This window comes from Paenibacillus sp. 32O-W (genome assembly GCF_007679495.1).
In the GTDB taxonomy this organism is placed as follows: domain Bacteria; phylum Bacillota; class Bacilli; order Paenibacillales; family NBRC-103111; genus Paenibacillus_L; species Paenibacillus_L residui.
This window is the reverse complement of record NZ_VEGP01000021.1, coordinates 1-17,101: the sequence shown is the minus strand read 5'-3', so window position 1 is coordinate 17,101 and position 17,101 is coordinate 1. Positions and strand designations below refer to the sequence as shown.

General features: G+C 52.5%; 16 protein-coding genes and 1 pseudogene. 14 read left to right on the top strand and 3 right to left on the bottom strand.

The window, feature by feature from the left end:
- Positions 1-11 precede the first annotated feature (11 nt).
- Positions 12-113, bottom strand: coding sequence for a stressosome-associated protein Prli42 (prli42, locus tag FS806_RS25715; RefSeq protein ID WP_150960518.1), 102 nt, complete (start codon positions 111-113; stop codon positions 12-14).
- Positions 114-235: 122 nt separating this feature from the next.
- Between prli42 and FS806_RS10540 the strand changes: the two genes are divergently transcribed.
- From FS806_RS10540 to FS806_RS10530, 3 genes are all read left to right on the top strand, one after another.
- A complete protein-coding gene (locus FS806_RS10540; RefSeq protein ID WP_144935595.1) occupies positions 236-1,366 on the top strand; it encodes a M20/M25/M40 family metallo-hydrolase in 1,131 nt (376 codons plus the stop codon).
- A 222-nt stretch (positions 1,367-1,588) separates the two neighbouring features.
- The gene (gene wsfD, locus FS806_RS10535; protein ID WP_144935592.1) at positions 1,589-3,040 is read left to right on the top strand and encodes a glycan biosynthesis hexose transferase WsfD; all 1,452 of its coding nucleotides are present in this window, start codon (positions 1,589-1,591) and stop codon (positions 3,038-3,040) included.
- 108 nt (positions 3,041-3,148) lie between these two features.
- Complete coding sequence (locus tag FS806_RS10530; protein ID WP_222126638.1) at positions 3,149-4,522, top strand: DUF3866 family protein; 1,374 nt, start codon at positions 3,149-3,151, stop codon at positions 4,520-4,522.
- A gap of 58 nt (positions 4,523-4,580) precedes the next feature.
- Here FS806_RS10530 and mciZ read toward each other — a convergent pair.
- Positions 4,581-4,646 (bottom strand): annotated as a pseudogene (gene mciZ, locus FS806_RS27090) (Z-ring formation inhibitor MciZ); the annotation flags it as partial.
- A 154-nt stretch (positions 4,647-4,800) separates the two neighbouring features.
- Here mciZ and FS806_RS10520 point away from each other — a divergent pair.
- From FS806_RS10520 to FS806_RS10495, 6 genes are all read left to right on the top strand, one after another.
- Positions 4,801-5,361, top strand: coding sequence for an NUDIX hydrolase (locus tag FS806_RS10520; protein WP_144935583.1), 561 nt, complete (start codon positions 4,801-4,803; stop codon positions 5,359-5,361).
- Positions 5,358-6,533: an endonuclease Q family protein gene (locus FS806_RS10515; RefSeq protein ID WP_144935580.1), complete on the top strand. Its 1,176-nt coding sequence runs from the start codon at positions 5,358-5,360 to the stop codon at positions 6,531-6,533. The genes FS806_RS10520 and FS806_RS10515 overlap by 4 nt, the downstream gene beginning before the upstream one ends.
- An 87-nt stretch (positions 6,534-6,620) precedes the next feature.
- A complete protein-coding gene (gene spoIIM, locus FS806_RS10510; protein WP_144935577.1) occupies positions 6,621-7,289 on the top strand; it encodes a stage II sporulation protein M in 669 nt (222 codons plus the stop codon).
- 108 nt (positions 7,290-7,397) lie between these two features.
- Entirely contained in the window at positions 7,398-7,886 is a 489-nt protein-coding gene (gene fur / locus FS806_RS10505; RefSeq protein WP_144935574.1) for a ferric iron uptake transcriptional regulator, read from the top strand.
- A gap of 416 nt (positions 7,887-8,302) precedes the next feature.
- A complete protein-coding gene (gene ald / locus FS806_RS10500; protein WP_144935571.1) occupies positions 8,303-9,418 on the top strand; it encodes an alanine dehydrogenase in 1,116 nt (371 codons plus the stop codon).
- A gap of 66 nt (positions 9,419-9,484) precedes the next feature.
- The gene (locus FS806_RS10495; RefSeq protein WP_144935568.1) at positions 9,485-9,718 is read left to right on the top strand and encodes a DUF4227 family protein; all 234 of its coding nucleotides are present in this window, start codon (positions 9,485-9,487) and stop codon (positions 9,716-9,718) included.
- An 11-nt stretch (positions 9,719-9,729) separates the two neighbouring features.
- Here the strand turns inward: FS806_RS10495 and FS806_RS10490 are convergent, their stop codons facing one another.
- Positions 9,730-10,446, bottom strand: a complete 717-nt coding sequence (locus FS806_RS10490) for an MBL fold metallo-hydrolase (RefSeq protein ID WP_225312806.1) — start codon at positions 10,444-10,446, stop codon at positions 9,730-9,732.
- A 507-nt stretch (positions 10,447-10,953) separates the two neighbouring features.
- Between FS806_RS10490 and FS806_RS10485 the strand changes: the two genes are divergently transcribed.
- The 5 genes from FS806_RS10485 to FS806_RS10465 all read left to right on the top strand — a co-directional run bounded on the left by FS806_RS10485 (position 10,954) and on the right by FS806_RS10465 (position 16,486).
- Entirely contained in the window at positions 10,954-12,417 is a 1,464-nt protein-coding gene (locus FS806_RS10485) for an arylsulfatase (protein ID WP_144935562.1), read from the top strand.
- Between the two features lie 125 nt (positions 12,418-12,542).
- Positions 12,543-13,439 carry a site-specific tyrosine recombinase XerD gene (xerD, locus tag FS806_RS10480; RefSeq protein ID WP_144935559.1) on the top strand — a complete coding sequence of 299 codons (897 nt, stop codon included), beginning with the start codon at positions 12,543-12,545 and terminating at the stop codon, positions 13,437-13,439.
- 42 nt (positions 13,440-13,481) lie between these two features.
- On the top strand, positions 13,482-14,657 hold the full coding sequence (gene deoB / locus FS806_RS10475; protein ID WP_144935556.1) for a phosphopentomutase: 1,176 nt from the start codon (positions 13,482-13,484) through the stop codon (positions 14,655-14,657).
- 117 nt (positions 14,658-14,774) lie between these two features.
- Positions 14,775-15,614: a purine-nucleoside phosphorylase gene (locus FS806_RS10470; protein ID WP_144935553.1), complete on the top strand. Its 840-nt coding sequence runs from the start codon at positions 14,775-14,777 to the stop codon at positions 15,612-15,614.
- 14 nt (positions 15,615-15,628) lie between these two features.
- Complete coding sequence (locus FS806_RS10465; protein WP_144935550.1) at positions 15,629-16,486, top strand: purine-nucleoside phosphorylase; 858 nt, start codon at positions 15,629-15,631, stop codon at positions 16,484-16,486.
- Positions 16,487-17,101: the final 615 nt, after the last annotated feature.

The following is a 17,101-nucleotide window of genomic DNA, read 5'->3' as shown; positions in this document are numbered from 1 at the left end:
GCTGTCAAGCCTTACTGGAATATAAACGCGAAGCTGAACAGAAGTGTGGAGAGCAGCATGCTGGCAAGCATGATGTAAATGACGATGCGGAACCACAATTTGTTCTTTTTCATAGGAAAGTCACTCCTCTATTTGTTAGGAAAGTTATGTATCGGATCATGAGGAAGCCGGAAGGACAAGCCTCTTAAAGCTTCACTCCTTATTGTACCCTACTAATCCGGATGGAGGAAAGTCGATGATTCAACAAAACCGATTGATCGAAGAATTTATGGAGCTCGTTCAGGTAAACAGCGAATCCGGCCATGAGCAGGAAATATGCCGGGTACTGAAGCAGAAATTTTCAGCCCTGGGACTGCATGTGCTGGAGGATGATTCGGCGTCGCGTTCCGGGCATGGGGCCGGGAATCTGATCTGTACTCTGGAAGCTACGGAGGGAGGAGAACAAGCTCCCGTCATCTTCTTCACCTCGCATATGGATACCGTCGTTCCGGGAAATGATATTAAGCCGAGGCTGGACGAAGACGGCTACATCCGCAGCGATGGAACGACGATTCTCGGCAGTGACGATAAAGCCGGAATTGCCGCCATGCTGGAAGCGATTCGTGTGCTTCAGGAGCAGAAGATCGCTCACGGACGCATCCAGTTCGTCATTACCGTCGGCGAGGAATCCGGGCTGAACGGTGCCCGCGCCATGGATCCGAAGCTGATGGAGGCTGAGTTCGGCTATGCGCTCGACTCCAACGGTGAAGTGGGTCAAATTGCGGTCGCCGCGCCGTCGCAAGCCAAAATTTCGATCACATTCGAAGGGAAATCCGCTCATGCCGGGGTCAATCCCGAGGATGGAATCAGTGCGATTACCGTAGCCAGCCGTGCCGTTTCCAAGATGCCCCTGGGCCGGATAGATTCTGAAACGACAGCCAATATCGGCAGCTTCATGGGCAGCGGACAGACGAACATTGTGTGCGATCAAGTGAAGCTGGAGGCGGAGGCGCGCAGTCTCGTTCAAGAGAAGCTGGAGCGGCAGGTGGAAGCGATGCGCAGCTCCTGCTATGCCGCAGCCGAGGAAATGGGCGCCAAGGTGGAGTTTCACAGCGAGCTGATTTACCCCTCTTTTAAATATGATGAGAATACCCCGGTAGTCAGCTTGGCCATGAGGGCGGCGAAGGCGATTGGCCGGACTCCGGCAACGTTCCATACCGGCGGGGGCAGTGACGCCAACATTTTTAACGGCATGGGAATCCCTACCGTCAATCTGGCCGTAGGCTATGAGCATATCCACACCACCTCCGAGCAAATGCCGGTGCGCGAACTGGCGGCCACCGCTGAGCTGGTAGTAGCCATTGTGCAGGAAACGATGCGCTCTTAATCAAGCATGACGGAGAATTAATTGCCCGCCAACCTAATTAAATAGATTTCAACTTCTTAACTCTTGGACCCGAATGGTTCAAGAGTTTTTATTTTTCACATAGGAGCTTTCTTTGTTGAGAGAGGGGCTGAAATTGCCGGGGACTGCAGGTTTTGAACTCTTCTATCCGGGGTAAGATAGAAATAATTCGAAATATTTTTCACGATTTAGAAGGAGACGGGTATGAAGCTTAAGCTGTGGAAACCGGAATGGCTGGTTGTTGTTTTTACTGCTCTGATTTTGGCCTATTTGCTAATGGTAAAGCCGCTGGTCGGAATGGCGAACAACGGGGATTTCGAGAGAATTATGAATTCGGCGGGGTTGGCTTATATGCCTGTGGAGCAGGCGGATAAATACTTTTCCTATTTTTTCAGCAAATATGCCTTTGTCGACGACGCGTTAACCGCTGTGGGCGGTTATTTGTCCTCCCAAGCGCTTCTGGTCAAGCTGACCGCTTGGGTCCAACAATGGTTTCAGGCGGATTGGTATGATATTCGGGTGCTCTCCGGACTGTACAGCCTGATCCTGATGGCTGCTCTTTACCGGATTGTTAAAGAACATCGGGCGATCTCGGCCTGGCCCCGTTGGGTTCTCGCTGTCCTGCTCGTGCTTGTTTTTGCAGACGGGGCATATGCCGCTTATTTCAATTCCTTATTCGGAGAGCCGGTATCGATGCTGTTCCTTCTGCTGACGTTTGCCTTCGGCGCCGCGCTAACCTTGCGTGAACGTCCCTCGATCGGTTTGCTGGCGGGCTTTTACGTCTCTGCCGTTTTCGCGATCAGCGCGAAGGTCCAGAATGCGCCGATCGGGATCGTACTGTTTCTGCTGAGTCTCCGCTTGTGGAAATGGGGGGAAGGAAGGAAATGGAAGTATACGGCGATGGTCGGTTCTGTGCTCATTATCCTTACCTCGGCCATCGTATTCCTATCGCACGGCAGCAGCATCAAGATCATTAATAAGTACCAAACCGTTTTCTACGGAATATTGAAGGATTCTCCAAATCCGCATAAGGATTTGGAGGAGCTCGGGCTGAATCCGGAATGGGCCGTCCTGGCGGGGACGAACTACTTTATTCCCGATTTGCCTATTAATATTAAATCTCCCGAGTTTGAACAAGAGTTGGATGAGAAGATAGGACATTCCAAAATTGCTTTGTTCTATCTGAAACATCCGGTCCGTTATTGGGAAAAGCTGAAAATTACCGCGACCCAGGCATTTGCCATTAAACCTTCCTATTTGGGCAATTATGAGCTTAGCGAGCACAAGGCTCCGGGCGCATTGTCCCATACCTATACTTTGTGGAGCAAATTCAAGGAACATCTGCTTCCCAATCAGCTGTGGTTTCTTATCGCCTTCTATGGCGCCTTTATTCTGGTTTGGGTCAAGTCGTATTTGGAAACGAAACGGCCGGCTGCAAGAATGTATATGGAGCTGCTGATGACCATTGCCTTAATTGGCGTCATCCAGTTTATTGTGCCGGTCATTGGCGACGGGGAAGCGGACTTGGCGAAGCATTTGTTTTTGTTTAACGTATGCTTCGACATGCTGTTCGTCTCCGGAGTCGTCTGGGTGGTTCATTTCATGGTGAGGCGGCACAGAAGACTGCAGCAGCTTCTTTCACCGAATGTAAGATAGAGGAAAATATTGATGCAAGCGGGAGTGCGGCACGATCTTCCCCAATGGCGTTATGCGGACAGCATTAACGACATACATATACGGTAGAAGCCATGTGGGGGGATGGGGATGGTCGAGTGGGAATGGGGGACGGTGGTCAAAGAGCGGGAACGACGGAACGGCTATCAGGAGGTGTGGGTTCGGCTGTCGGGGCCGCGGACTCTGACCAAGGCCGTCGTCTATACGGATCTGTACCCAGCGGCGGCCCCGGGAGATACCGTACTGCTTAACCGCACAGCGATCGGCCTGGGGCTTGGCTCCGGAGGCATCGATTTCGTGGCTGCCGTGCTCCGCCAAGGACAGCTGAAGCGTCCGACAGAGGATATCCGGACTAGCAAAATTCCTATCCGATGTGTGGAGGACGAAGAGGCGATCTGGGGGCGCGGGGCTTCGCTGCGGATCGAAGCCTGCGACGAGTGGGCTGCTGAAGCTGTCAAAGCCGCGAAAACCTCAGGTGCAGAGGAAGCCGTAATTTGTGCGGAAACGGGAGTAATCCCGCTGAACTCGAATAGAGCGGAATCCGCTTCAGATACTAAGATTGATAGGCAGCAGCACGGACATATGATGAAATGGCGTTATACTCCCGTTCAGACTGCCGTGAAATCCGTCGAGGAGCCTGATAGCGAGCATCATTCATTATTTACGGAGGAGCGAAGCCTGGAAGGGACTCCGGTATTGATAGGAGAGCTTCACAGCATGCTCCCCGTTGCGGTCTGCTGGCTCCGGACATTGGCAGCGGCCGAATGCACCGAACGGATGCCGCGAATTGTCTATGTCATGACCGATGGGGGAGCTCTTCCGCTGGCCTTCAGCAGGCATGCTTCCATCCTCGGCGAGTGCGGATTCCTGGCTGGAACCGTTACATATGGCCATGCAGTCGGAGGAGATCTGGAAGCGGTTAATAAATATACGGCGCTCCTGGCGGCCAAACATGTTCTGAGGGCTGATCTGATCATTGTTACGATGGGGCCCGGCATAGCCGGAACGGGTACGGTCTATGGCTTCAGCGGAATAGAGGCTGGGGAGATTGTTAACGCAGCAGCAGCGCTCGGGGGCCGGCCGATCGTTATTCCGAGGGTCAGCTTTGCCGATGAACGGGTACGCCATCGGGGACTGAGTCATCATGTGCTGACGACTTTGGCTAAGGTAGCCTCACATCGGGCCATCCTTCCATTGCCGGATGATTTGCAGCCGTGGGAAAAGCAGCAAATCGTGCGGCAAGCCGAAGAATCAGGATGCGCCCGAAAGCATGACTTGATTTGGGTCGGCGGGAACAGCTCCGAACAAGTCGCGGAAGCGATTCGCTCTTATCCGGAGCCTATTCGGACGATGGGCAGGGGATGGAATGAAGACCGTGCCTTCTTCCTTGCCGTGGCCGCCGCTGCCGAAACCGGCTGGCGTCTGTGGAGATACCCGCATTACCGTTTGCCGAATGGCGGCTAGGGCCGGCCAGCCATTCGGCTACCTCCATTTGTCCTCCGTTGTGACTTATCCGGTTTAAATAATGGCGGATTTCCCAGGCTTTTCCGACCAATCTGAACTGGTTAGCAGCTCTATAACTTTTCATTGAAGCCCCTCTTTCCTGCTAAGATCATGTTATAATTAAAAGATATGGATCTCCGGGACAAGTTATTCACGATATTGTCGGCGGATGACCATGATTCACTCCGGAGGAACTTTCTTTCGTCAGCATCAAATCTATTTTTAGGGAGAAGGAAACCATGACAAATGCTAATGATAAATACGCTGAAGTGACACTGGAAACCGAGAAAATTTTTGACGGAAAGGTCATTTCCCTGCAGGTGGACCGGGTGAGGCTGCCGAACGGGGAAACGGCGACAAGGGAAATTGTCCGCCATCCGGGGGCGGTCTGTGTGCTGGCCTTGGTAGACGATAAAATGCTGGTTGTCGAGCAGTATCGCAAGCCTCTCGGCAGAAGTCAGGTGGAAATTCCGGCAGGGAAGCTGGACCCCGGCGAAGAGCCGAGCGAAGCGGCGAAGCGTGAATTGGAGGAGGAGACCGGCTATCGCTGCGGTTCAATGCGGCCTATCAGCTCCTTCTATACTTCGCCTGGTTTCGCGGACGAGCTCCTGCATTTGTTCTTCGCGGAGCAGCTAACTCCCGGGCAGGCGAACCTTGATGAGGACGAATTTCTCGATTGCACGGCCCTCACCTTTGAACAGGCCAAGCAATATATAGCCGAGGGCCGTATAAGCGATGCCAAGACGATAGCCGCCGTCTATGCGTGGCAGATTTACCGGCTGACGGGAGACTTTCTATGAACCGGTATTACGTCGATTTGCACATTCATATAGGCCGGACTGAGAAGGGCAGCCCCGTCAAGATCAGCGCTGCCCGCAATCTTACTTTTTACAACATTGCCAAGGAAGCGGCCGAACGCAAGGGAATAGAGATGATCGGCATCATAGATTGTCAATCGCCTTCCGTACAGGAAGAAATTGATTTCTATTTGGATAAAGGGGAAATGACGGAGCTGCCCGGGGGCGGCATCCGCTATCACGACACGACCGTCATTCTGGGCAGCGAAATCGAAGTGCGCGATCCGGGGATGGGGCCTGCCCATCTGCTCGTTTATCTGCCTACCTTGGACGATATGCGCCGGTTTACAGAATGGCTGCGCCTCCATATGAAGAATGTGGAGCTCAGCTCCCAGCGCATCTATGTTCCCGCCCGGGTGCTGCAGCAGGAAGTAACGGCACGCGGCGGCATCGTCATCCCCGCCCATATTTTCACTCCGCACAAGAGTGTGTATGGAAGCTGCTCCTCCCGCATTTCCGATCTGCTGGATCTGGAATCGCTGGCCGCGGTAGAGCTTGGATTAAGCTCGGATACGGAGATGGCCGGCACGATTTCCGAACTGGATTCCTTGTCCTTCGTTACGAATTCCGACGCCCACTCCTTAGGGAAAATTGGCCGTGAATATAACCAAATGGCGATGAAAGAGCCTTCCTTCGAGGAATTGGTGCGGGCATTATCCGGCTGCGAAGGAAGAGCCATCACCGCAAATTACGGATTGAACCCGCGGCTGGGGAAATATCATCGAACCTTCTGTTCGCAGTGCGATACCATCCTCGATGATCGGGATTCCGCAGTAGACCGGTGCACCTGCTGCGGCAGCCGTAAAATTGTGCGCGGGGTTCTGGATCGGATCATGGAAATCTCGGACCGCGAAAGAGCGCCTGAAGCCGGCACCAGACCGCCTTATTTCTTCCAGGTCCCTCTGGAATTCATTCCCGGACTCGGTCCGTCCAAGCTGAATCAGCTCCTGAACCGGTTCGGATCGGAGATGAATATTCTTCATCAGGCAACGGAGGAAACGCTGGAAGCAGTCGTTGGCGGGGAAATAGCCCGTTACATTATGCAGGCCAGAGAAGGGGTTCTGCCTGTGGAGGTAGGAGGCGGGGGCCATTACGGGAAGGTTGTCCGATCCTAGCAATCTCAACCCTCTCCTTCGAAAACATAGAATAATCTTCTATCTTGTCTCATAAGGTGAATTAATGGGACAAGAGGAGGAAGCCGCATGCCGAAGGATTTGCGCATGTATTCGAAGGATCAGTTATCGTTATATGTCTTCGTTGCTATGTTATTTGTTACCGGAGTGGTGTTCGGGGCCGTCTTGGTCCAAGCTTTGACGCTGGAGCAGAAGCAGGAAATCGCGCGGCATTTGGGACATTTCTTCCATACAATTGACCAAGGGGCGGAAGGCGATTTCAGCGGCAAGCATTCTTTCCTGCAGGCCCTGTCGCTTAATTTGAAATGGGTGGGCATTATCTGGATATTCGGTTTGTCCGTCATCGGGCTGCCGCTTATTTTCGCCCTCGATTTTATTAAAGGGGTGCTGATCGGCTTCAGCGTCGGTTTTATGGTCGGCCAATTTTCGTGGAAAGGGATGCTGTTCGCTCTAGCTTCCATCGCGCCTCAGAACTTGGTGCTTATCCCCGTCATTCTGACAGCCAGTGTAGCGGCGATCAGCTTCTCGATTCATCTGGTCAAAAACCGGTTCATCCAGCGCTCGGGCAGCATATATCCTATATTTGTAAAATATTCGACGACCATTCTGACCTTGGCCCTGATTGTGGTCGTTGTCTCCTTGTTCGAGGCGTATGTCAGCCCGGTCATTATGAAGTGGGTTACTCCGTATCTCCTGGCCCTGGCAGGATTGCCCGAAATGCCGGTCTCTCTCCTGTAGGCTGCTCGTCCGTGCAAAAGGTTTGACTTTATCGTTATAATCCCCCTATAATGAAAATAAATGTCGGTATGCCTTTCGACTGCTGGCAGTTTGGTAAGGGGGAGGAGAATGGAAACGCGGATCGAGAAGATTAAACAGCAGCTTCAATCTCAAGGTTATAAATTAACTCCCCAGCGAGAAGCGACCGTTCGCGTTTTGTTGGAGAATGAAGAAGATCATCTGAGCGCCGAAGATGTGTTCATGCTGGTCAAGGATAAATATCCGGATATCGGTTTGGCTACGGTATATCGGACATTGGAATTGTTAAGCGAGCTTCATGTCTTGGAGAAAATGAACTTCGGTGACGGTGTAGCCCGTTATGATTTGCGTAACGACAGCTCGCACCACCATCATCATCATTTAATATGTGTTCAATGCGGCGCGGTGGATGAGATCATGGAGGATTGGCTGGGACCGCTGGAAGAAAGACTCGAGAAGGAATTTTCGTTTAAGGTGTTGGATCATCGTCTCGACTTCCAAGGAATCTGCCATCGGTGTATCGGTAAGGAGAAGGAACAAGCCGCTGCCCCGGTTAAAAGTAGAATTAAACACTCTTAAGCCTGAATGTGCTGTAGGAGTGTTTTTTTACCACATTAGAAAGTTTTAAGTTTATTAAAGCATTAAAATGGAACAACTTTCTAATTGGCATAAAAAGTTACCTCTAAAACCGGGTTATTCGTCTTCGAAGAGGCTCCGTTAGAAGCTTTTTTTACCACATTAGATAGTTTAAGTTTATTAAAGCATTGAGTTGAAAAAAATGCGATGGGCATAAATAGCCGGGCCCTGACTAGTACCCGGAATCAGCTTCTGTGGCCTTACTCTACTTACGAAGTGTTACAACGGATATTAACATCTAAGTAAAGGCTTCTCATAGAAGCTTTTTTTGTTGCTGTTCGGAGGGACGGATGGTAGAACGGCTTCTCCGGAAAGAATAGAACAAGGATTATCGAATCGATGGAAAGGAGCTTATTTGAATGATCATAGGTGTTCCCAAAGAAATTAAAGATAACGAGTATAGGGTCGCATTGACGCCTGCAGGAGCCTCAGTGCTTGCCGGGCAAGGACATCAGGTGCTCATCGAGAGGGGCGCGGGCAGCGGCAGCGGGTTCATGGATGAGGAATATATTCAGGCCGGTGCCTCCATAGGGAAGGATGCGGCTGAAGTATGGGGCCGCTCCGAAATGATTATGAAAGTCAAAGAGCCGCTTCCCTCCGAATATTGTTATTTTCGCAGCGGGTTGATCCTGTTCACTTATCTTCATTTAGCGGCCGCCGGGGAACTGGCTAATCATCTGACGGATAGCGGAGTAACTGCCATTGCCTATGAGACGATCCAAATGCCTAACGGAAGCCTGCCTTTATTGACGCCGATGAGCGAGGTTGCCGGCCGGATGGCAGTGCAGCTGGGGGCACGGTTTCTGGAGAAATTCCATGGGGGAAGGGGAATATTGCTGGGAGGGGTTCCCGGGGTGCCTCCGGCGGATGTCATCATTCTTGGAGGCGGTGTTGTCGGGACGAATGCCGCCAAGATCGCCGTCGGTATGGGGGCCAACGTAACGGTTCTGGAGAACAGCCCGGATAGAATGCGTTATTTGGATGATGTATTCGGGGGGCGGCTGCATACGCTTATGTCGAATTCGTACAATATCGCGGAGGCCGTCCGGCATGCCGATTTGCTGATCGGGGCCGTGCTGATTCCGGGGGCGAAGGCGCCGAAGCTGGTAACGGAGGAGATGGTTCGGACGATGAAGCCGGGAGCCGTCATTGTGGATGTCGCCATCGATCAGGGAGGAACGATCGCAACCATTGACCATGCAACCACCCACAGCGAGCCAACCTATTTGAAGCACGGTGTTGTTCACTATGCGGTGCCCAACATTCCTGGGGCCGTACCCCGCACCTCTACATTGGCATTAACCAACGTTACTCTTCCCTACGCCCAGCTATTGGCGGGCAAAGGATTGAAGGAAGCTGTACAGGTTAATCCGGCGCTTGCTCTCGGGGTCAATACATATGGAGGAGCGGTCACGCATCCGGCGGTTGCCGAAGCAGTGGCACTCCCTTACCGGAAACTGTCCGAATTGCTGTAGCCCCAGGCATACATAGACGGACAAGATCATACTTTATCCATAACAGGAAGGGATGGAGGAATAGTCATGATCTTGTCTGTCCGGAAATGGGTGCAAAGATTTAAGTTTCTTGTTACATTTATCGTCCTTACTTATTTGATGTATCTGTTGCTGGCGGTTATTTCCGAATGGATTCAGCCCGCCGACCGGTACAAAGAGCCGGGAGGCAGGGCCGTGAAAGTGTTCCAACCCGGCATGCTGGCCGAAGAGCCTGACGGGATGATCGACAGGCTCAGAATGTTCTATTGGTATGGCCAGTAGCGTAAGTCGGATCAGATTTGGACAACCATGCCGTCGTAGGCGACTTGAATCCCGTCCGGCGCGAAAATACGAACCAAATCCTCATGATGCAAGCCGCAGTTATGGGAGAAGTGGGTGGCAAACAACTGGGATTGGTCATCGATTTGGCCGCCCTCCCGAAGCCGGCGCTTCACTTCCCGCACAGTCTCTACGTTCATATGATTTCTTTCCCGCTTGTCTGTGGTCAGCTGTCCGTTCGTACAGTCCAGGAGAGCCATATTGATTTTTTTGCCCTCCAGCCAGCTCCAGGTTTCTTCCGGAAACCAGCCTGTGTCATGGCCATGCAGCAGGGCTTTTCCGTCTTTTTCGATATAATACAAATAACAGGTCTCCAGCGGATTGTGATCAGCCAGCAAAGCCGTTGCGCGGAAGGAGCCCAGGGCAACCGTTTGGAAAGGAAGCAGTCGGTGAAAGGCATACCGTTCCGAACGCGCTGGAACCGCTTTATAAGTTTGGGAGATAGCGGCATCATTTCCATAAATATGTAGAGGGGAAGCGCAGCCATGAGAATACCCTTCGACCCGGTTATACAAATCTTCGGGGAAGAAATGGTCGTAATGGGTATGCGTAAACAGCAGATGCTCGATTTTTCCGTAATCGATTTGGTCCCGCCATGCATGGAACAGAGAATCCGCCGGATAATCGATCTTGATGATATCATCAACAATGACCGAACTGCGCGATCGCATATTTCGGCCTCCAAGTTTTCTGGCTCTTTCGCAAGGCTCACAGCGGCAATGAGGGTTAGGGAATCCTTCCGCCGCGGCGGTGCCGAGAACGTGAATTTTCATAGTAAATCACACCGTCCTTGTCCCGATATAAATAGTTAATTTCGTTTATAAAAAGAAGGCGGCAAGTATTGCCGACAATTGAATAATAACATAAGCGGGGACGATTTCCAGACTATTTTTGGGCGGAGAGAGTTCCTTTTTTTATGCATAGAATCCGAAGAAAAATGCGGTATCGCACCCTTCGGATGTTTTTTCTGCTTATACGGTAAGCAGGAAACGCCGGGCTAATGGCGAATTTTACAAATAGGCCGACATTCGGGTAATCTGATGAACTCCGTTATGGAATGTTTGCCTCCTGCACATATCCAGTGACATGAACGCCATTTGTTCGTGAGGCGAATACGCTTTAATAGAAGCGATGAGACCGCCGGGTGGACTGGAAATGCCGACGAAGGGATGGAAGCGATGAAACCGAATATTCTTCTGATCATGGTGGATCAAATGCGTGGAGATTGCCTGAGTGTCCTGAATCATCCTGTAGTGGAAACCCCTAATCTGGATCAGTTGGCAAGGAACGGAGTGTTATTCCGCCGGGCATACACGGCAACGCCAAGCTGCATACCGGCGCGGGCAGCCGTATTAACGGGCATGAGCCAACGTTCCCATGGAAGGGTAGGGTACCAGGATAAGGTACCTTGGGATTACGAGCGCATGCTGCCCGGCGAATTGGCCGCGGCAGGATATCATACCCAATGTGTCGGAAAGATGCATGTCTATCCAACCCGCAATTTGTGCGGTTTTCATAATGTAATTCTGCATGACGGTTACTTGCATCATAACCGTTATCGCCATGCCAATACGGTAGCGGAATCGTTCGACGCATGCGATGACTATTTGCCGTGGTTAAGGCAGCGGGCAGGAACGGAGGCGGATCTGACAGACCTCGGCCTCGATTGCAATTCGTCCACAATGGCCAGACCTTGGCACTTGCAGGAGGCATGGCACCCGACCAATTGGGTCGTTACGCAATCCATAGATTTTCTGAGGCGCAGGGATCCGCGGAAACCCTTCTTCCTGAAGATGTCGTTCGTACGTCCGCATCCGCCGTTCGACCCGCCTCAGTCATATTTAGACCTGTATAAGGACCTGGCGCTTCCCGAGCCTCCTTGTGGAGATTGGGCGGATACCGAGGATTTGGAACGGAACGGGCTGGACCCGGTAACCTCCCGCGGGAATGTTCCCAAGGAACGCTTAAGGCGGGCAAGAGCCGCTTACTATGCCCTAATCACTCATATAGATGCCCAATTGGGCCGTTTCTTCCAGACCATGATTGAATTCGGAGTGATGAATAATACAATTGTGTTATTTACTTCCGATCATGGAGAAATGCTGGGAGATCATCACTTGTTTCGAAAATCGCTTCCTTATGAGGGCAGCGCGAACGTGCCGTTCCTGCTGGCCGATCCCGGAAACCTGCTGGGGCTCCGTAAGGGAAGCGAGGTTAGGGACGTCATCGAGCTGAGGGATATAATGCCGACGCTGCTGGATTGCGCAGACCTGCCGATTCCGGATACGGTGGAAGGAAGCAGTGTCCTTCCGCTAGCGCGGGGCGACAAGGATGTTCAATGGCGCAATCAACTTCACGGGGAGCATTCCGCGGGCAAGTGGTCGAACCACTGGTTAACCGACGGCCGCCGGAAGTACATCTGGTATTCGCAAACCGGAGAGGAGCAGTTGTTTGATTTAACCGAAGACCCCCAGGAGCTTGTCAATCTTGCAGGCCGGCCGGAATATGCCGACGAACTGAGCGCGTGGCGTGCGAAGCTGGCTAAGGAATTGGCAGGCCGTGAGGAAGGATATAGCGACGGAACCCGGCTGCAGACAGGGATCCGGCCGGTAAGCTGCCTGTCGAGTGTGGCGCGGTCCTAATGACCGGCAGTTTCCGTTTTGGGCCGACGTTTAGTTTTCCCGCTAGGGGTATAGGATGGGTCATGACAGGGTAGTCCTCTTGGGAAAAGCTCATACTATTTTCAGGGAGGGAGTTTAAGTCATCCATGAAGTCTTATTTGCAGTCTTATATCTATTTTCTCTCCGTGGAACGGGGGCTCTCCTCCAACACGCTGGAAGCCTATGAACGGGATTTAAGCCAATATATTGACTATTTGAAGGAATCGGGCGTACATTCCTTAGACAGCCTGGCGCCGACGGATGTACAGGGTTATCTTCTTCACTTGCGAAAGCAGGGCAAAGCAGCCTCGACAGTGTCCAGAACGATGGTTTCGATTCGCTCCTTCCACCGGTTCCTGCTGCAGGAGCGGATGATCGCGAAGGATCCCTCCGCGAATATGGATTCCCCCCGGCAGGAGAAGAAGCTGCCGAAAATTTTGTCACAGGAAGAAGTCGAGAGGCTTCTGGATACGCCCCAATGCTCCAAGGCGGCCGGCATCCGGGATAAGGCGATGCTGGAATTGCTCTATGCCACCGGTATTCGCGTAAGCGAGCTGATTTCGTTGGATATGGGGAGCGTCAACCTGGGCATGGGGTTCGTTCGCTGCATAGGCAAAGGCTCCAAGGAGAGGATTATTCCCGTTGGGCGTCTCGCCACCGAGTGGCTTAACCGTTACTTGGAGTCGGCCAGGCCGCAGCTTGCTAAGCCGGACCGGCCGGAGGACGCCTTGTTCCTCAACCAGAGAGGCACCGGAATGACACGCCAAGGATTCTGGAAAATTATTAAGCAATATGCACGCGAGGCGAATATAACGAAGGAGATCACCCCGCATACGCTGCGTCATTCCTTTGCGACCCATCTGCTGGACAACGGAGCCGATTTGCGGGCCGTTCAGGAAATGCTGGGTCATGCGGATATTTCGACGACCCAGATTTATACCCATGTCTCGCGGACACGCATGAAGGAAGTGTACGACCGAACCCATCCCCGGGCGAAATGGTAGGGTATCTATCGATTCACGATGACAAGGAGTGAGAGAACAGGGATGAAGTATGAACGGATTTGTCTGATTGTGCTCGACAGCGTAGGGATCGGAGAGCTTCCCGACGCCGCACGCTTTGGAGACGAGGGTGCCGATACCCTCGGTCATATTGCCGGGAGGGTGGACTTTTTCGATTTGCCGAACATGAAGCGCTTGGGGCTTGGCAATATTGCGCCGCTTGCCAAGGTTCCTTCCGTTCCGGATCCCGCAGCCTATTACGGAAAAATGGCGGAGGTCTCCGTCGGCAAAGACACGATGACCGGCCATTGGGAATTGATGGGGCTCAAGGTGACCATTCCTTTCAAAACTTATCCGGACGGGTTTCCACCGGAGCTGATAGAGGAATTCGAGAACAGAACCGGCCGCAAGGTGATCGGCAACAAACCGGCCTCCGGAACGGAAATCCTTCAAGAGCTCGGCGAGGAGCAGATGCGAACCGGGGCCTGGATCGTCTATACTTCGGCGGACAGCGTATTTCAACTGGCTGCCCATGAAGAGGTAATTCCGCTGGAGGAATTGTACCGGGCCTGCGAGATTGCCCGGGAATTGACTCTGCGGGACGAGTACGCCGTCGGCCGCGTCATCGCGCGTCCGTATGTCGGATCGTCCGGCAATTTTACGCGTACGGCCAATCGTCACGATTATGCCGTCAAGCCGCCGGCTCCTACGGTCATGAACAAGCTCAAGGACGCAGGGCTGGATTGCATTGCTGTGGGCAAAATCAACGATATTTACTCTGGAGAAGGGGTCACCGAAGCCATCCGCACAACAAGCAATGCGGACGGTATCCAGAAGACGGCGGACCGACTCAAAAGCCCTTATCGGGGGCTGCTGTTTACCAACTTGGTCGACTTCGATTCCTTGTACGGGCATAGACGCGATCCGGAAGGCTATGCGAAGGCCCTGATGGAATTTGACCGGAGCCTTCCCGGCTTGACGCAGGGAATCGGGAGCAAGGATTTACTGATTCTCACGGCCGATCACGGAAATGATCCTTATCATTCCGGGACCGATCATACCCGGGAATACGTCCCGCTTCTCGTCTGGAGTCCTTCACTGCAATCCCCGGTATCATTGGGGATAAGATCGACCTTTGCCGATTTGGGGGCCACGATTGCCGATAACTTCGGTGTGGAATGGAGAGAGAACGGAACCAGCTTTCTGTCCCAATTAATTTGATAAAGCGGAGAAATAGCCTCGAAATCTTGAAAGTAGCTAACGGCAGCATACGCTGCCGCTTGGATTTATCTGAAGCACTACACCGGATTAATAACATGGGAGAAAGGAGCCAGGCAAATGACACATGAAGAACAAGCCTCCACATACGCCAAAATAGAGGAGGCGGCTCAATGGATACGCCAACGGATTGCCATTACCCCGTCGGTCGGCCTTATTCTCGGCTCGGGGCTCGGGGTGCTGGCCGATTCCGTAGAACGGCCCGCCGTACTTCCCTATCGGGATATTCCTCATTTTCCGGTTTCTACGGTCGAAGGGCATGCCGGTGAGCTTATAGTCGGAACTCTGGACGGACGCCCTCTCGTTATGATGAAGGGGAGGTTTCATCTGTATGAGGGGTATGACGGAGAAGCGGTTACGCTCCCGGTCAGAGTGATGAAAGCACTCGGTGTCCGCACGTTACTGGTGACGAATTCCGCCGGAGGAATCAACCCTGATTACCGGGTGGGAGACTTCATGCTTATTCGCGACCATATCAATTTCATGTTCCGAAACCCGCTGATCGGACCGAATGACGGCCGACTTGGCCCCCGTTTCCCCGACATGTCGGAAGGGTACAGCCGCCGGCTGCTGGAGCTGGCAAGACAAGCCGCTTCTGAACTGGGGCTGGAAGTGAGGGAAGGGGTCTATGTAGGGATGACCGGCCCCACCTATGAAACTCCTGCAGAGGTCAGAATGCTCAGGAAACTGGGCGGAGACGCCGCCGGAATGTCCACCGTACCTGAAGTAATCGCCGCCCGTCATTCCGGCATGGAGGTATTCGGGGTGTCGTGCATTACTAATATGGCGGCGGGAATGCTGGATCAGCCGCTATCGCATGACGAGGTAGTCGCCACAGCCAATAGAGTCCGTTCCAAATTTATCGATTTGATGCGGACTTTGCTATCCAAGCTGAATTAAGGGAGGAAGGGAATATGCAGACAGTCCAGTATTGGAATGAGGTTCGGGAAGCGGCGGAGAGCTTGCGCAATCTTTTGCAGGGAAGAACCCCGCAGATCGGGCTGGTGCTGGGTTCGGGACTCGGAGACCTCGCGGAACAAGTCACCGAGGCGGTGAGCATCCCTTACCGTCAGCTCCCGCACTTCCCGGTTTCTACCGTGGAAGGCCATGAAGGGCAATTCGTGGCGGGGCTGCTGGAAGGCAAGCCGGTGATCGTTATGCAGGGAAGGCTCCATTATTATGAGGGCTATACCATGAAGAAAGTAGTTTTTCCCGTCTATGTAATGAAAGCTCTTGGAGTCCGTTCTTTAGTGATGACCAATGCGGCTGGAGGAATGAACCGGACGTTCAAGCCGGGCGATTTAATGGTGATAAGCGATCATATCAACATGACCGGAACGAATCCGTTGATTGGCCCGAATGACTCCGGATGGGGACCCCGATTCCCCGATATGTCGGAGGCCTATGACCGCGGATACAGACAATTGGTACGCCGTTTGGGCGAAGAAATGGGGCTGGGAGAGAGCGCCTCTCCTTCACGGCTGCAGGAAGGAGTCTACTGCGGAATCAGCGGCCCGTCCTATATGACTCCAGCGGAATTAACGATGCTTGCCCGCCTGGGAGGAGACGCCATAGGGATGTCCACGGTAGGGGAAGTCATTGCCGCACGGCACTGCGGACTTAAGGTGCTGGGTATATCCTGTATAACGGACATGGCTATTGGCGAGGAACTGGAGGAATTAACCCATGAGCAGGTTGTCGAAACAGCCAATCGCGCCAAGCCGGCATTTCAGTCTTTAATTCGTGCTTTCTTGCGGGAGCTGCCTCTTTAACAACTTGCGTCAGAAGTCTCCTTCCTCAGCGAAGCAGGTGGGAGATGAATGACGCCTTTCCCGAAAATTTTCGCTGGGAAGAGCATGTGTTTGTTCTAATCACTTTGATGCAAATGTATGGTATACTGATGATATAGAACAAACGTTCCGGAAAGGTAGGTTTTCCATGATTCGAGCTCAAATTGTACGTTTCCATGCCTCGAAACGAGATGTCGAACGACTATATGCCTGTAATCGCGAATCTGCCCAGGTGTGGAATATGTGCTTAGAGCTCGCAAAGAACTACTATTCGGAGCATCGGAAATGGATTTCGCAGTCAGAGCTTCAGAAGCAAACCAAACGCCAATTCCACTTGCATAGTCAATCCATCCAGGCCGTTTGTCATAAGTATTTGTTCAAATATAAGAAAGTATAAGTTTTCACCTTATACCTGTTCTTATATTTCATCGGTAAACGCGCCTGTCCAAAGGACGGCGATAGCCGTTTATCCTTGGCACGAGAGGCTGCCCACCAAGCGATACGAAAGGGAATTAAATCTGCGAAATATCCCTATAAGATCAAAAAGCACTACAATACGAAATGGGTCAAAGACGGGTTCAAGGTGTTCGATAACGG

Coding starts and splice junctions, on each gene's coding strand:
- ald (WP_144935571.1), top strand. CDS start 8,303: ATGATCATAGGTGTTCCCAAAGAAATTAAAGATAACGAGTATAGGGTC.
- FS806_RS10495 (WP_144935568.1), top strand. CDS start 9,485: ATGATCTTGTCTGTCCGGAAATGGGTGCAAAGATTTAAGTTTCTTGTT.
- prli42 (WP_150960518.1), bottom strand. CDS start 113: ATGAAAAAGAACAAATTGTGGTTCCGCATCGTCATTTACATCATGCTT.
- xerD (WP_144935559.1), top strand. CDS start 12,543: ATGAAGTCTTATTTGCAGTCTTATATCTATTTTCTCTCCGTGGAACGG.
- FS806_RS10470 (WP_144935553.1), top strand. CDS start 14,775: ATGACACATGAAGAACAAGCCTCCACATACGCCAAAATAGAGGAGGCG.
- deoB (WP_144935556.1), top strand. CDS start 13,482: ATGAAGTATGAACGGATTTGTCTGATTGTGCTCGACAGCGTAGGGATC.
- FS806_RS10490 (WP_225312806.1), bottom strand. CDS start 10,446: ATGCGATCGCGCAGTTCGGTCATTGTTGATGATATCATCAAGATCGAT.
- FS806_RS10485 (WP_144935562.1), top strand. CDS start 10,954: ATGAAACCGAATATTCTTCTGATCATGGTGGATCAAATGCGTGGAGAT.
- FS806_RS10465 (WP_144935550.1), top strand. CDS start 15,629: ATGCAGACAGTCCAGTATTGGAATGAGGTTCGGGAAGCGGCGGAGAGC.
- fur (WP_144935574.1), top strand. CDS start 7,398: ATGGAAACGCGGATCGAGAAGATTAAACAGCAGCTTCAATCTCAAGGT.
- FS806_RS10540 (WP_144935595.1), top strand. CDS start 236: ATGATTCAACAAAACCGATTGATCGAAGAATTTATGGAGCTCGTTCAG.
- FS806_RS10520 (WP_144935583.1), top strand. CDS start 4,801: ATGACAAATGCTAATGATAAATACGCTGAAGTGACACTGGAAACCGAG.
- wsfD (WP_144935592.1), top strand. CDS start 1,589: ATGAAGCTTAAGCTGTGGAAACCGGAATGGCTGGTTGTTGTTTTTACT.
- spoIIM (WP_144935577.1), top strand. CDS start 6,621: ATGCCGAAGGATTTGCGCATGTATTCGAAGGATCAGTTATCGTTATAT.
- FS806_RS10515 (WP_144935580.1), top strand. CDS start 5,358: ATGAACCGGTATTACGTCGATTTGCACATTCATATAGGCCGGACTGAG.
- FS806_RS10530 (WP_222126638.1), top strand. CDS start 3,149: ATGGTCGAGTGGGAATGGGGGACGGTGGTCAAAGAGCGGGAACGACGG.